This is a genomic window from Pseudomonas sp. NFACC39-1, from assembly GCF_900110355.1.
Classification (GTDB): Bacteria; Pseudomonadota; Gammaproteobacteria; order Pseudomonadales; family Pseudomonadaceae; genus Aquipseudomonas; species Aquipseudomonas tehranensis.
This window is the reverse complement of record NZ_FODL01000001.1, coordinates 721,495-735,050: the sequence shown is the minus strand read 5'-3', so window position 1 is coordinate 735,050 and position 13,556 is coordinate 721,495. Positions and strand designations below refer to the sequence as shown.

The window sequence follows — 13,556 nt, the reverse complement described above, 5'->3', positions numbered from 1 at the left end:
ATAGAGGCTGGACGTGTGTCCTGCTCTTGTTCTTGCTTTGGACTTTGATCTCGACGCCCCGTTATCTCAACTGCTCTCGCCAACAGCCAGAATGGTCGCCACCAAGGCTTGGGCGCGAGGCACCAGCGTGTCCAGTTCCAGGTATTCGCGATCGGTGTGGACCTTGCCACCCACCGGGCCGAGGCCACACAGGGTGGGAATGCCCAGGCTGGCGGTGAATCCGGAGTCGGCGCAACCGCCGGTGAACTCGCCTTCGACGCTGAAACCCAGCGCCAGCGCTTGTTGTTGGTAGATGTGCAGCAGCCGTTCGCTGTGATGGGCTTCCATGGGTAGAAAGGTCGTCGCTTCCTTGAGGATGGCGTGGGTGCCGATCAGTTCTTCTTCGGCGACGATGGCCTGGATGGCGCTGAAGATCCGGTCCCAGTGCTTGAGTTCGATGAAGCGCACGTCCAGCCGGGCCGAGGCGCTCGGCGCGACGGTGTTGCTGGACGTGCCCCCGGATATCAGGCCAACGTTGGTGGTGATGCCCGCCGGGTAATCGGTCAAGGCATGCAACTTGACGATCTTGCGTGCCAGGGCCTCGATGGCGCTGGCTCCGTCGGCATGGTTGACCCCGGCATGCGCCGCGCGACCGCTGACTTCGATGATCAGCGTGGCGCCACCTTTGCGGGCGCTGACCACGTTACCGCTGGCCCGACCGGGTTCGGTATTGAGCACGGCGCGGGCGGCACGGGCGGCGTGTTCGATATGGATTCTGGCGCTACCGGAGCCAATTTCTTCGTCACCGCTGTACAGAACCTGCACCGGATAGGGCAACGCCCCAGCGCGCTTGAGTGCCTTGAGCGCAAAGCAATTGAGCACCAGGCCGCCTTTCATGTCGGCGACGCCGGGGCCAAAGGCGAGGTTGCCATCGCAGCTGTAGCCGCGCGTCGTGGTGGTGCCTTTGGGGAACACCGTGTCGCGATGGCCCAGCAGCAACACTGGCTTTCCAGATTCGCCTGGTACTTCGGCCAGTAGCACGTCGCCAAAACCCTCCACCGGCATGCGCTTGAGCAGGATGCCGTCGGCTTCCAGTTCAGCCGCGAGCAGCGCGCCCACTGCGTCGACGCCCGCTTTGTCATAGCTGTTGGAGTCGGTGTCGACGAGACGCTGCAGCAGCGCTTCCATGGCCTGGCGCTGGTCGGCAAGCCAGTCCAGCGCCTGTTGTGGCGTGGCGCTCATTGTGCCTGCTCCCGCAACTGATGTTCTTGGGTCAGGCGTGCCGCATCGTTGCCCAGGTCCCAGAATAGCCCGGCCATGATTTGCAGGCTTTCCTTGACCACCGGTGCCAGCAAGTGCTCGTTCGGCGCATGTTGCGAGCAGGCCGGGTACGAGTGCGGCACCCACAATGTGGGCAGGCCGAGCACGTCCGCGAACACATCGTTGGGCAGCGAGCCACCGAGGTTTGGCAGCAGCGCAGGTTTTTTGCCGGTGGTCTGGGCCAAGGAGCTGAGCGCCCAATTGACCCAGGGGCTTTGCGGGTCCAGCCGAGTGGCATGCATCACGTCGATGCGGCTTTGCTTGACCTCGACATTGCTGAAACCATGAGCATCCAGGTGGGCGCGCACCGCCGGGATGAACGTCGTGTAGTCGCTGTTCACCACGAAGCGGATATGGCAATGGGCGTTGGCCTTGCCGGGGATCGCGTGCACGGGGGCGTCCGGGTTGCCGGTCTTGAAGGCGATGACGTCGAGGGTGTTCCAGCCGAACACTTTTTCGCTCAGCGAGAGTTCCGGGTTGCCCCAGTTGGCGTCGATCTGCGGATCGCCCGGTCCGCCACCGACGTCGATATCGGCCAGTGCCTGGCGAACCGGCTCAGGCAGTGTCTCGGGCATCAGCCCCGCCACTTTCACCCGCCCGTGTTCATCGACCATGCTCGCGATGGCATTGGCCAGAATGATGCCAGGGTTGGCCAGCAACCCGCCCCAGTTGCCAGAGTGATGAGCGCCTTCGCGCAAATTGACCACCAGCTCGAAGTTGAACACCCCGCGTGAACCGAGAAAAATCGTCGGTCGTGAGGCCGCCAGGCGCGGGCCGTCCGAGGCGATGAAAATATCCGCGGCAAGCTCTTTACTGTGCGCGGCACAGAATGCATTCAAGCCCGGTGAGCCTTCTTCCTCGCCCATTTCCAGCAGCAATTTGACGTTGAAACCCAGCTTGCCGTCGCGCGCCTTGAGCGTTTGCTCCAGCGCGGTCAGGTTGATCAGGTGCTGGCCTTTGTTATCCGCCGTGCCGCGGCCGTACCAGCGATCGCCTTCAGCAACGACCTGCCACGGCGACAGGCCTTCACGCCACTGCGCTTCATAGCCGCGCACCACATCACCGTGGCCGTAGCTGAGCACGGTCGGCAGTTCTGGATGTTCGATGCGCGTGGCGATCATGAAGGGGCCGCGCTCTGCCACCGGGTTGTCGTAGATCTTGACGCTGAAGCCCATCGCCTCGACATGCGGGGTGATGAAGTCATTGAGGTAGCGATACAACTCGGGCCGGCTGTCCGTTGCCTGGCTTTCGGTGTGCAAGGCGACGCTACGTTCGAGCAGATTGAAAAATGCGCCGTTATCAAATTGCTCTGTGGTGTTGCTGATGGCCAGTGAACGACTCATGAGTGGACGAGCTCCAGTGTTTGGGCAGGATTGTCGTGAAGGTGACAACGCACGTTGCCGCCGATAATCGGCTCTTTGGCCGGGTAGGCCGTTTTGCAGGGGGCGAAGCAGCTCGGGCAGCGTGGATGGAAGGCGCAACCGGGCGGCGGTGACATCGGATTGGGGAAGGAACCGTGCAGGCCGATGTCGGGAATGCCCAGGCGCGGATCGGGTGTGAGCACCGAATCCAGCAAGGCGCGGGTATACGGGTGGCCAGGTTTGGCGAACAACGATTCGCGAGTGCGTTCTTCGACGATGCGCCCCAGGTACATCACCGCGACCCGGTCGGCGAGGTGTTCGATGACCGCCAGGTTATGGCTGATCAGTAGATAGGTCAGGCCGAATTCGCGCTTGAGGTCTTGCAGCAGGTTGAGAATCTGCGCCTGCACCGAAACGTCCAACGCCGAGGTGGGTTCGTCGCAGATCAACACGTCAGGGCGCATGATCAACGCCCGGGCAATGGCCACCCGTTGCCGTTGGCCGCCAGACAGTTGGCTCGGATAGCTGTCGATGACCCGTTTGGGCAGGCCGACCACATCGAGCATCTCTTCGGTCTTCTTGCGCCGCTCGGCGGGGCTGCCAATGTCATGCACGATCAGCGGCAGGGTCACGATTTCGCGCAGCGTCTTGCGTGGGTTCAGCGAGGAATACGGGTCCTGGAATATCGGCTGGATGTGCCGGGACATTGCCTTGCGATCAGTCGCCGCTAGATGTTTGCCATTAACCAGCACATCGCCGCTGGTGGGCGGTAACAGACCGAGCAACATCTTTGCCAGGGTACTTTTTCCGCAACCGGACTCGCCTACCAGACCGAGGGTCTCGCCACGCATCAGGCGCAGGGAAACGCCATCGACGGCCTTCAGGGTGGCGGCGGGTTTGAAAAAGCCCTTGTTGATCCGAAACTCGCGACGGATGTCGCACAGCTCCAACGCGATGTCTTTTTTCATGACCGTGCTCGCTCTTGAAGGCGAATCGGCGCCGGGGCCGGTGTGGCGAACAGGCAGCGCGCCATGTGGCCGTCCTGTTCGACTTCTGGGATGTCTTGCGCGCAGGCCGCTATCGCCTGGGCGCAACGATTGCGGAACGCACAACCTTGCTGTTCGCCCACCAGGCTCGGTACCAGCCCTGGAATCGAACCCAGCGCCGCACCCGGTTGGGTCCGGCCAGGGATTGGAATACTGGCCAGCAGACCACGGGTGTACGGATGCTGTGGGTTTTCGAACAGTTGCAGGGCAGGGGCGGTTTCGACGATTTCCCCGGCATACATCACGGCGACCCGATCGGCGATCCGTGCCACCAGCCCGAGGTCGTGGGTGATGAAGATCACCGCTAGGCCGAACTCTTTCTGAATGTCGCGGATCAAGCGCAGGATCTGCGCCTGGATGGTCACGTCCAGGGCCGTGGTGGGTTCATCCGCGATGATCAGGTCCGGTTCGCACATCAGCGCCATGGCGATGATCACCCGCTGGCGCAAACCGCCAGACAGTTGATGCGGGTACTGACGCAAGCGTTCGGTGGCGTTGCTGATACCGACTTTCTCCAGCATCTGCGCGGCGCGCGCCAGGGCATCCTTGCGTGACACCTTGCGATGCTGAGTCAGCACTTCGCTGAGCTGATCGCCAATGCTGTAGGCCGGGTTCAGCGAGGTCATCGGTTCCTGGAAGATCATCGCCAGCCGGTTACCGCGCAGGTCGCACATGCGCCGCTCGCTCTGGCCGAGCATGTCGATGCCGTCCAGCGTCAGCCGGGACGCAGTGCGTTTGGCCTTGCGGGGCAACAGGTCCATCAGCGCCAGCGAGGTCAGGGATTTACCACAGCCGGATTCGCCGACGATACACAGCATTTCCCCGCGCTCGACTTCAAAATCCAGACCGCGCACGGCATGCAGCATGTCATCTGGCGTCGGGCTGTTGCCCATGGGGATGTCCACGCGCAGGTTTTCAACATGGAGTAGTGCCATTGTTCGGTGCCCTCTATCAATTGCGGCCGTCGGGCAGGATCAGATCGCGCAGGCCGTCGCCGACCAGGTTGATGCCCAGCACCAGAACCATCAGGGCGACGCCGGGAATGGCGATGACCCATGGGGAAAAGAACATGTAGGGTTTGCCTTCAGCGATCATCAAACCCCAGGACGGCGTCGGCGGTTGCACGCCAACCCCGAGGAACGACAAGGCCGACTCCAGCAGGATCGCGTGGGCCATTTCCAGCGTCGCGACGACGATCAGCGCGCCGACCAGATTGGGCAGAATTTCACTGACCAGAATGCGCAGGGTCGAGCAGCCAAGCGCTTGGGCCGAGGCCACATATTCAGCATCGCGAATCTGTTGCACCGAAGCCCTGACCACCACCGCGAAGCGATCCCATAACAGGCAGCCGAGCAGCACGATGACCACTTTCAGTGAGCCGCCCATCAGCGAGGCCGAGGCCAGCGCGACCATCACCACCGGCATCGCCAGCCGGGTGGTGATCAGGTAGCTGATAAACGCATCGACCTTGCCGCCGTAATAACCGGCCAACAGCCCCATGACGGTGCCGATAAAACCGGAAATCAACGCCGCCGCAATGCCGATGAACAGCGAAATACGTGCGCCGTAGAGCAGTCGCGACAGGTAGTCACGGCCCAGCTTGTCGGTGCCCAGGACGTATTCCCAGGTGCCGTTGGCCATCCATACCGGCGGTTTCATGCGCAGCATCACGTCTTGCGCATAAGGGTCGTAAGGTGCCAGCCACGGCGCGAACAGTGCACCGGCGAAGATGATCAGCAACAACACCGCGCCGATGGCGAAACCACGATGACGAAAGCTCTTGCCGAGTACTCGGCTCAGGCTGCTCGGGGGTGGCAGGTAGTCATTGATCGCGAGGGTCGTGGGGGTGCTCATGTAAGCCTCCTAGCGCACGCGAATGCGCGGGTCGAGCAGTGCGTTGAGCACATCGGCCAGCAAGGTGAGGATGATGTAGATCACTGCAATCAGCAGGACCACGGCCTGTACCACCGGAAAGTCGTCACGGGCGATAGCGTCCCAGGCGAGTTGTCCGATGCCTTGCAGGGAGAACACGGTTTCGATCACCACCGAACCGCCGAGCATGAAGCCGAACTCCACCGCCGCCAGCGCGACGACCGGAATCAAGGCGTTGCGCAGGGCGTGCTTGAACAGCACACGGGCAGGGCGCAGGCCCTTGGCGCGGGCGGTGCGGATGTAATCGGAACTGAGTACATCCAGCATGCCTGCGCGGGTCAGACGCATGATTGCCGGCGTGGCGTAGTAGCCCAAGGCGATGGCTGGCATGACGAAGTGCAGCAGGGTCGAGTTGCCGGACACCGGCAGCCATTTGAGCGTCACCGCGAACACCACGATCAACATCAGCGCAAACCAGAAACTTGGCATGGCCTGACCCAGCACCGCGATGCTCAAGGCCAGTCGATCAACCCAGGTGTCGCGTTTGACCGCCGCCAGCACGCCCAGTGGAATCGCCACTAGCAAGGCGATAGCCAGCGCCATGGCACCTAACCCCAGGGTAATCGGCAAGCGGCTGGCGACAAGGTTGTAGACCGACTCCTGAAAGAAAAAAGAGTTGCCCAGGTCCATCCGCAGCAAATCGCCCAGCCAGTTGAAGTACTGGGTCGGCAGCGGTTTGTTCAAACCGTACTGCACGCGGATCTGTTCGATCTGTTCGCTGGTGGCTTCCGGTCCGCCAATGGCTGTGGCCAGGTCGCCGGACAGGTGCAAAAGAGAAAAGCTGATCACCGACACGGTAATGGCAACGCAAATAGCGATGCCCAGACGGCGCAGAAGGAATCCAAGCATGGCAAGTTTCCTCATATCCAATGGATGACAGGTGTGAGGAGGTGTCCGTGGTGCGGGTTTGTTCGCAGCCACGGCACCTCTCGATCAATCCGCCCGGTGGCGGATTACTTCCAACTGGACTGAACGAAACGCGGCAGCTCATCCGGGTACGGCGTGAACGCGAGTTCGGCGGTGTAGGCGTAGTTCATCGAGTAGTTGAACATCGGCGCCCAGTACGCCTGTTCGCTGATGCGCTGCAACGCCTTGCGGTAGTTGTCCTTGCGCACTTGCGGGTCGAGGGCGTTATCGGCGGTCTGCAACCAACCCTGGACTTGCGGGTCCTTGATGTTGTCGTCCGGATTGCCCTTGAACCAGGTGCCGGCCGACGCCGAGGTGTCGAGGATTGAAAACGAGCCCCAGGCCTGAAACGACATCGGCACCTTGCCGCCACGTTGCTGATCGCGCAGGGCGGCGTACTTCAAGTAACGCAGCTTGGCGTTGATGCCCACAGCACGCAGGTTGCCGATGATGGCTTCGACGTAATCACGGTCGCGATAAGCGAAGATTTCTGTTTCGAAGCCATTTGGGTAACCGGCTTCGGCGAGCAGCGCCTTGGCCTTGGCCGGGTCATAGTCGTAGACCGTGGCCGCGGTGGTATCGCAGCCGAACTGGCCTGGATAACAGGCAACCTGCAAAGGTTTGGCTTCGCCGCCCACCAATTGCGTAGCCAGCGCATTGCGGTTGATCGCATGGTTGATGGCCTGACGCACCTTGAGGTGCTTCATCGGCGAGTTTTCCGAGGAAGTGCCCCGAGCATCAAGAATCAGGAAGCCGATGCGCATGGTTTCGCCGCTGCTCACGGTCAGGTTCGGCATGCCTTTGAGGTCGACTGCCTGATCCGGGGTCACACGCCAGGTCCAATCGACACCGTCGGTCATCAACTCGGCCAGGCGGGTTTCTGCATCCGGGATCACGCGAAATTTCAGGTGACCGATATGGGGCTTGCCTTGTGGACTGTCCGGGAAGTAGTCCTTGTTGAGCTCCATGGTGACGCCTTCGCCAGCCACCACCGATACGGCTTTATACGGCCCGGTCCCGATTGGCTTGCGGCTGAATTCGGCCAGGCCGACCTTCTCGAAGTACTGTTTGGGGAACATCGGAACGGCGTTGGACAGGTATTCCAGCGCCGGAGGGAAAGGCTTCTTCAAATACAGGCGGACGCTGTAGTCACCGGTTTTTTCGGCGCTCTTGATCCAGTCCACGTTTTGCACGGTAACGACTTTCGATTCCGGCGACACCACGTAGTTGAGGGTGAACACCACGTCGTCGGCGGTGAAGGCGTCGCCGTTGTGAAATTTGACGTCTTTGCGCAGATCAAAGTCGATGGTGGTGTCGTCGACCTGTTTCCAGCGGGTGGCCAACATGGGTTTGTATTCACCGCTGCTGGGGTCGCGGTAGATCAGGTTGTCCCAGATCAGCCGGCCAAGAATCACGCCCTCGCGTAAATCGTTGTGATAGGGGCTGATGTTTTCAGGCTCGCTGTCGGAAGCGTAAACCAGGGTGTCGTTGGCTTTACCGGCATGAGCCGGAAAACTGCTGATGAGGCCCATCAGCGCAATACTGCAGGCGAAACCTTTGATGCCCATGCCGTCGTCTCCGTTGGCGAGAGTGGTTGAATCAAAGGGCAGCGAATCGCAAACGCGCAAAGAAGGAAAAAAGATCGGCTCGTGTTTTTTTTGGTCTGGACTCGAATGTAGGGAAAGGCTATCAATGCCACAAGAATAATATTTCGATACTTTCTTTGCCGAAAAGGCAAACCTTGGGGGCGCCAATGCAGCTGTATGGTGTGCAGTCCACGGCACTGCGCTATTTTCTTGAAGTAGCGCGATGCGGATCGATCAGCGAAGCCTCGGTACGGCTGAATGTCGCCGCGTCCGCGGTGAGCCGGCAAATTTCCAAGCTTGAGTTGGCCTTGGATGCCAGCCTGTTCGAGCGCCGTGCCCGAGGCATGGTGCTGAGCGAGGCGGGGACGCGACTGGCGGCTTATGCGCGCAAGTCGCAGCTTGAGGCCGAGCAGGTGGTGCTGGAAATTACCGAGCTGCATGGCTTGCAACGAGGTCATGTGCATGTTGCCTGCTCGGAAGGGTTTGCACTGGAATACATGCCCAGCAGCATTAGTGCGTTCAGGCGTGAGTATCAGGGCATTCATTTCACATTGGAGGTCTGTGCGCCTGCGCAAGCGACGGAGAAGGTGCGTTCCGGCGAAGCCGATCTGGCGATGACCTTCAGCCTGACGCCGCAAAAGGAAATCAAGGTCGAACATGTCCTGGGCGGGGCGATTTTTGCCGTGGTCTCCAATTCCCATCCTTTGGCCGGGCGTGAATCTGTCAGCCTCGCCGAGTTGCAACCCTGGCCCATTGCGCTCCCCAAGGCCGACACCACGATACGGCAACTGTTCGACATCTGTTGCGGTGTACAGGGCTTGTTGTTCGACCCGGTGTTGACCACTAATTACGTTGCCTCGCTCTATAGCTTCGTCCGCGAAGAGGGCGGTATCAGCCTGGCCAGCGAAATGACCTTGCACAAGCAGGTGGCGGACAAGGCACTGCAATGCTTGCCGATCCTCGATGAGGGCATGCAGGCGCGGCGCATCGAACTGCAAAGCATGGCAGGACGCAATTTACCGGCGGCGGTTTCTGCGTTCAGGGATTTTTTGATTGCTGAGCTGGAGAGGGCGAAGCGTCGTTGAAAAAGGACGAGATAGGCGGGCGCACGGTTCCCCAGGAATGGCGTTGTACATAGAGTTAGGGTAACTTGCGGCGTTATTTTCCATCTTGTTGCATCAGGACCTTGCGTAGCTTCCCCGGCGACAGGCCAAACAGGCTCTGAAAATGTCGAATGAAATGAGGGGCATCCGCGAAGCCGCATTCAAAAGCGATCTCACCGATCTGACGGTCGGAACTCACGAGGAGCCATCGGCCGAACCTGAGCCGGACTTGGCGATAGAACTGGGCGGGGCTGTTGTTGGTTTCAGCGACGAACAGGCGTTCCAATTGCCGTTTACTGGTGCCGACCAGGTGCGCAATGGCCTCGATCTCCAGAGGTTCGGCCATGTGTTTTTCCATCAACATCACCGCTTCATGCAGCCGCCGATTGGACGAGCTGGCGTACCCGAGTGCCTTGCGCCGATCGACGAAGCTGCTGGACGTGTTCTTTGCCACCGTCATCTGATGCACAACCTTGCTTGCCCGATCCGGCCCGCAATGTAGGCCGATCAGGTGAAGGGCCAATTCGATCACTGAAACACCGCCTGCGCAGGTGATCCGGTCTCGGTCGATCAGAAAGTCTCTGTTGATGACAAAGCGCAACGAGGGAAACAGCCGCTTCCAATCGTCGCCATGATAGGCGTGGACACACGCCGTTCGCCCCTCCATCAGGCCATATCGCGCGAGCACGAAGCTGCCGGTGCACAGGCCGATCAACGGCACCTGTGCGGCGGCCGCCTGATGCAGGAACGCGGGATAGGTTTTCGGCACCGCTTCGATGGAATCGAGCAATCCCCCAATGACCACGATGTAGTCGAAGTGCTCTGGGGCAGCGAGTTCGCTGTCGATGGGCACGTCCAGCCCGCTGCTGGAAATGACTCTTTGCCCGGGTGTGCCGAGTACTTTCCATTGGCAGCGTATGGGGCGGCTTTGATCGCCGGTATCGGCGGCATGCCGCAATGCATCGGTCAGGCCTGAGAGTGACAGTAGCGGGAAGCGGGGCCATAGCAGGATGCCAATGGACAGCTCGCTGGCGCCGCGGCGGACGGGCGGATGACGGGCGTGACCGCGATCGAGCTCGCTCACCAGACTTTGCTGAAGCGTAGCCGGCTCTTCATCACCAGAATGTCGCAAATGTTCAATCATTCGTGCAAAGCATCCAACTGTCTATGCCGCCGATCCCACTACGATGGGCCCATACGAAACGTTCTGCTGCCACCACTATAACGAGCGAGGAACATCCGATGAAGAGATCAAACACTCAGCGTTTTTCCGGTATTTGTGCCGGTTTTCTGCTGTCTATGCTGTCTATGCTGGCTGCGGCACCGGTGTTCGCCTTGGAAACGGTAGAACCGGGAAGCCTGACCATCGCTTTCAGTGGTGATATGCCGGGCACAGGATATCAAGACGGTCGAATGGTCGGCTATGACGGTGAAATTATTCAACAAATTTCCGAAAACCTGGGGCTTAAGATCAAGCCGGCATTGATGGAATGGTCAGGGACGATTGCGTCGGTACAGTCCAAGCGGGTGGATGTCATGGCGGGGACTATGGGCTGGACCGAGCAACGCTCGAAAATCATGGCCTTGAGCGACCCTATCCATTACTTCAAGAACGGTATCACCCAGACCCGGAAGACCGATTGGAACAGCCTCAAGGATTTGCAGGGCAAGAAGGTCGGCACCATCACCGGTTTTTCGTTCATCCCTGAGATGCGCAAGATCGATGGCCTGCAAGTCGCGCTGTACGACACCTCTGACGCGGCTGTGCGTGATCTGCTTGCCGGACGCATCGATGCGGTGATCGGCGATCCACCGGTCATGCAATACGCCATTTCCCGCAACGAGCAATGGGACCTGCATTTCAACGCCTTTGTCGACAACGACCCGAACTTCCCATTGCTCACTGGCTTGGGCCAGGTGGTGTTCGGCTTCAACAAGGCCAATCCGGAAATGGTGGCTGCGGTGAATGCGCAGATACAGACGCTCTGGAAAAACTGTGAGATGCGCAAGATCGGTGCGCGTTATGGCCTGACCCAGGATGTCTGGTTCATGCCCGAAGGCAAAGACCTGCGCCAGGGTGTCGATCGCCCGTCGGACTGGACGCTGCCTGGCTGCAAGTAAGTGTGAGGCGATGGGACGGGTCACACACCGGCACCGACTCATCGCCAGGCCGACAACAATAAGAGGTGAGCCGACATGTCGAACCCGTCTGGCGCGGCGTTGCTGCGCGTGCATGAATTACACAAGCACTATGGTGATCTGGAAGTACTCAAGGGCATCAGTCTGGAGTTGAAACCCGGTGAAACCCTATCGCTGATTGGCCCAAGCGGATCTGGAAAATCCACCTGTCTGCGGTGCATCAATTACCTGGAAAAACCTACCAGTGGCGAGATCTGGCTGGGGGCCGAGTTGATCGGGCAGGTCAAGGATGGCAAGCGTTTACGCCTGATGAGCGACCGGGAACTGGCGCCGCAGCGCCGCGAGATCGCCATGGTGTTTCAGTTGTTCTACCTCTGGCCGCACTTGAACGTGCGCGACAACGTCGCACTTGGCCCTATCAAGGCCCAAGGCATACCGCGCAAGCAGGCGTATGAGTTGGCCGACGCGATGTTGGAGAAAGTCCATCTGCGCCACAAAGCCGAGTCTTATCCTGAACAATTGTCGGGTGGTCAGCAACAGCGGGTCGCCATCGCCCGCGCTTTGGCTCAGCAGCCAAAAGTGATCCTGTTCGACGAACCGACTTCCGCGCTGGATCCCGAGTTGGTCGGCGAAGTGTTGGCAGTGATTCGCGAACTGGCGGAGGAGGGCCGCAGCATGATCATGGTCACCCACGAAGTGAAGTTTGCCCGCGATGTGGCGGATCGGGTGATCTTCATGGACGGCGGGCGCATTGTCGAGCAGGGGCCGTCGGCACAAGTAATCGACAACCCTGGACACGAACGCACCCGCAGCTTTCTTGGGCGCATGGCAGTGGAGAGCGCTTGATGGCCAATCTGGACGCTTTCCTCGGGCTGTTGCCGTTGCTGTTGAAAGGCGCCATGAACGCGCTGGAAATCGCCCTCTGCACCTTGGTATTGGCCAGCGTGGGAGGGCTGGTGCTGGCGGTTTTACTGACCTTCAGTCGATCGCGCCTGGTACACGGCGCCATTGCCTGTTTCGTCGAGTGGATGCGCAATGTACCTGCGCTGGCGCACCTGTTTCTTATCTACTTTGGGCTGTCCTACCTTGGAATCAATTTGCCCGCGTGGCTGGCGGCCATCGTCGGTTTGAGTCTGGTAGGCAGCGCCGTGCTGGCCGATATTTTCCGAGCTGGCCTGCAGTCGTTGCACGTCGGCCAACATGAAGCCGGGCAGGCCGTTGGCCTGAATCGTATGCAAACTCTGCGCTACATCCTCTTGCCCCAGGCCCTGCGCGTTGCGTTGCCGGCGTACGCCAACTACGTCACGCAACTGATCAAGGACACGTCCATCGCTTCGGCCATTGCCGTGCCGGAAATCATGTTCCTGGCACGCAATCTGGTGACGTCGACGTTTCAGACCTCGCTGATTTATCTGGCAGTGATGTGCATCTATGCGGCGATGATTCTGCCCATTGGCGTGGGATTCATCCGACTTGAACGTCATCTGGGGGCGGCGCGATGATCAGTTTTTTCCAGCAGTACCCGGAGTATTGGAGCGACTGGAGCGCTCGCCTCCTACTCGGCGCACGGGTCAGCGCCGAATTGTCCCTGACCGGTTTCGCCCTGGCGGCGGTATTGGGCGCGTTACTGGCCTGGGCGATGAAGAGTCCCAGCGTCTGGCTCAAACGTGTGGCGGTGTCCTTTATTCAGGGTATGCGTGCGGTGCCGCTTCTGGCGTTGCTGCTGGCGCTGTATTTCACCTTGCCCAGCCTCGGGCTGACGCTGTCTGGTTACTGGGCAGGAGCCATCGGTCTGGGTTTGCAGGGCTCTGCCTACGTCGCGGAAATCTTGCGCGGTGGACTGGACGCCTTGCATCGCGGCCAACGTGAGTCGGCCATAGCCACCGGCCTGACGCCACTGCAAGCCTTCACCGCAGTGATCTTCCCGCAAGCCATTCGCGGCATGTTGCCGCCGTTGCTCAATGCCTACGTGTCGATTCTCAAGGACAGTTCCCTGTGCGCGCTGATCGCCACCGATGAGTTGATGCTGGCGGCCCGGGCTATCGCATCCGAATCCTTTTTGCCGATGCATATTTTCCTGCTGGTGGGATTGTTTTATTTCGTCATCGCTTTCCCTCTTTCTCTGTTGTCGCGAGCGCTGGAAGTGCGTTTTTCTCGCGGACGCAAAACCATTCGAGGTTGAAC

The 13,556-nt window shown here is 60.0% G+C and carries 13 protein-coding genes; 5 read left to right on the top strand and 8 right to left on the bottom strand.

The annotated features are described in order from the left end of the window. Positions 1-66: 66 nt before the first annotated feature. The 7 genes from BMY45_RS03265 to BMY45_RS03235 form a co-directional block, all read right to left on the bottom strand. Positions 67-1,221: a M20 family metallopeptidase gene (locus BMY45_RS03265; protein WP_092394451.1), complete on the bottom strand. Its 1,155-nt coding sequence runs from the start codon at positions 1,219-1,221 to the stop codon at positions 67-69. Next, complete coding sequence (locus tag BMY45_RS03260) at positions 1,218-2,642, bottom strand: M20 family metallopeptidase (RefSeq protein WP_092394448.1); 1,425 nt, start codon at positions 2,640-2,642, stop codon at positions 1,218-1,220. Before BMY45_RS03260 ends, BMY45_RS03265 begins: the two co-directional genes overlap by 4 nt. Continuing rightward, the gene (locus BMY45_RS03255) at positions 2,639-3,628 is read right to left on the bottom strand and encodes an ABC transporter ATP-binding protein (protein ID WP_092394445.1); all 990 of its coding nucleotides are present in this window, start codon (positions 3,626-3,628) and stop codon (positions 2,639-2,641) included. Before BMY45_RS03255 ends, BMY45_RS03260 begins: the two co-directional genes overlap by 4 nt. Next, on the bottom strand, positions 3,625-4,641 hold the full coding sequence (locus BMY45_RS03250; RefSeq protein WP_092394442.1) for an ABC transporter ATP-binding protein: 1,017 nt from the start codon (positions 4,639-4,641) through the stop codon (positions 3,625-3,627). The genes BMY45_RS03255 and BMY45_RS03250 overlap by 4 nt, the downstream gene beginning before the upstream one ends. 16 nt (positions 4,642-4,657) lie before the next feature. Continuing rightward, positions 4,658-5,560: an ABC transporter permease gene (locus BMY45_RS03245; protein ID WP_092394439.1), complete on the bottom strand. Its 903-nt coding sequence runs from the start codon at positions 5,558-5,560 to the stop codon at positions 4,658-4,660. Positions 5,561-5,569: 9 nt separating this feature from the next. Then, a complete protein-coding gene (locus BMY45_RS03240; RefSeq protein WP_092394435.1) occupies positions 5,570-6,487 on the bottom strand; it encodes an ABC transporter permease in 918 nt (305 codons plus the stop codon). 104 nt (positions 6,488-6,591) lie between these two features. Further along, entirely contained in the window at positions 6,592-8,112 is a 1,521-nt protein-coding gene (locus BMY45_RS03235; RefSeq protein WP_092394432.1) for an ABC transporter substrate-binding protein, read from the bottom strand. A 185-nt stretch (positions 8,113-8,297) separates the two neighbouring features. Between BMY45_RS03235 and BMY45_RS03230 the strand changes: the two genes are divergently transcribed. Next, entirely contained in the window at positions 8,298-9,215 is a 918-nt protein-coding gene (locus BMY45_RS03230; protein ID WP_092394429.1) for a LysR substrate-binding domain-containing protein, read from the top strand. A gap of 73 nt (positions 9,216-9,288) precedes the next feature. Here the strand turns inward: BMY45_RS03230 and BMY45_RS03225 are convergent, their stop codons facing one another. After that, positions 9,289-10,377: a GlxA family transcriptional regulator gene (locus BMY45_RS03225; protein WP_092394426.1), complete on the bottom strand. Its 1,089-nt coding sequence runs from the start codon at positions 10,375-10,377 to the stop codon at positions 9,289-9,291. A 98-nt stretch (positions 10,378-10,475) separates the two neighbouring features. Here BMY45_RS03225 and BMY45_RS03220 point away from each other — a divergent pair, with 98 nt between their 5' ends. The 4 genes from BMY45_RS03220 to BMY45_RS03205 all read left to right on the top strand — a co-directional run bounded on the left by BMY45_RS03220 (position 10,476) and on the right by BMY45_RS03205 (position 13,554). After that, positions 10,476-11,354, top strand: coding sequence for an ABC transporter substrate-binding protein (locus tag BMY45_RS03220; protein WP_092394422.1), 879 nt, complete (start codon positions 10,476-10,478; stop codon positions 11,352-11,354). Positions 11,355-11,429: 75 nt separating this feature from the next. Beyond that, complete coding sequence (locus BMY45_RS03215) at positions 11,430-12,218, top strand: amino acid ABC transporter ATP-binding protein (protein WP_092394419.1); 789 nt, start codon at positions 11,430-11,432, stop codon at positions 12,216-12,218. Beyond that, the gene (locus tag BMY45_RS03210) at positions 12,218-12,874 is read left to right on the top strand and encodes an amino acid ABC transporter permease (protein ID WP_092394417.1); all 657 of its coding nucleotides are present in this window, start codon (positions 12,218-12,220) and stop codon (positions 12,872-12,874) included. The genes BMY45_RS03215 and BMY45_RS03210 overlap by 1 nt, the downstream gene beginning before the upstream one ends. Continuing rightward, positions 12,871-13,554 carry an amino acid ABC transporter permease gene (locus BMY45_RS03205; RefSeq protein WP_092394414.1) on the top strand — a complete coding sequence of 228 codons (684 nt, stop codon included), beginning with the start codon at positions 12,871-12,873 and terminating at the stop codon, positions 13,552-13,554. Before BMY45_RS03210 ends, BMY45_RS03205 begins: the two co-directional genes overlap by 4 nt. The last annotated feature ends 2 nt before the right edge of the window (positions 13,555-13,556 follow it).

What these genes read in the sequence shown, in the direction of transcription:
- BMY45_RS03265 (WP_092394451.1), bottom strand. Translation starts at nt 1,221, where the DNA reads ATGAGCGCCACGCCACAACAGGCGCTGGACTGGCTTGCCGACCAGCGC.
- BMY45_RS03260 (WP_092394448.1), bottom strand. Translation starts at nt 2,642, where the DNA reads ATGAGTCGTTCACTGGCCATCAGCAACACCACAGAGCAATTTGATAAC.
- BMY45_RS03255 (WP_092394445.1), bottom strand. Translation starts at nt 3,628, where the DNA reads ATGAAAAAAGACATCGCGTTGGAGCTGTGCGACATCCGTCGCGAGTTT.
- BMY45_RS03250 (WP_092394442.1), bottom strand. Translation starts at nt 4,641, where the DNA reads ATGGCACTACTCCATGTTGAAAACCTGCGCGTGGACATCCCCATGGGC.
- BMY45_RS03245 (WP_092394439.1), bottom strand. Translation starts at nt 5,560, where the DNA reads ATGAGCACCCCCACGACCCTCGCGATCAATGACTACCTGCCACCCCCG.
- BMY45_RS03240 (WP_092394435.1), bottom strand. Translation starts at nt 6,487, where the DNA reads ATGCTTGGATTCCTTCTGCGCCGTCTGGGCATCGCTATTTGCGTTGCC.
- BMY45_RS03235 (WP_092394432.1), bottom strand. Translation starts at nt 8,112, where the DNA reads ATGGGCATCAAAGGTTTCGCCTGCAGTATTGCGCTGATGGGCCTCATC.
- BMY45_RS03230 (WP_092394429.1), top strand. Translation starts at nt 8,298, where the DNA reads ATGCAGCTGTATGGTGTGCAGTCCACGGCACTGCGCTATTTTCTTGAA.
- BMY45_RS03225 (WP_092394426.1), bottom strand. Translation starts at nt 10,377, where the DNA reads ATGATTGAACATTTGCGACATTCTGGTGATGAAGAGCCGGCTACGCTT.
- BMY45_RS03220 (WP_092394422.1), top strand. Translation starts at nt 10,476, where the DNA reads ATGAAGAGATCAAACACTCAGCGTTTTTCCGGTATTTGTGCCGGTTTT.
- BMY45_RS03215 (WP_092394419.1), top strand. Translation starts at nt 11,430, where the DNA reads ATGTCGAACCCGTCTGGCGCGGCGTTGCTGCGCGTGCATGAATTACAC.
- BMY45_RS03210 (WP_092394417.1), top strand. Translation starts at nt 12,218, where the DNA reads ATGGCCAATCTGGACGCTTTCCTCGGGCTGTTGCCGTTGCTGTTGAAA.
- BMY45_RS03205 (WP_092394414.1), top strand. Translation starts at nt 12,871, where the DNA reads ATGATCAGTTTTTTCCAGCAGTACCCGGAGTATTGGAGCGACTGGAGC.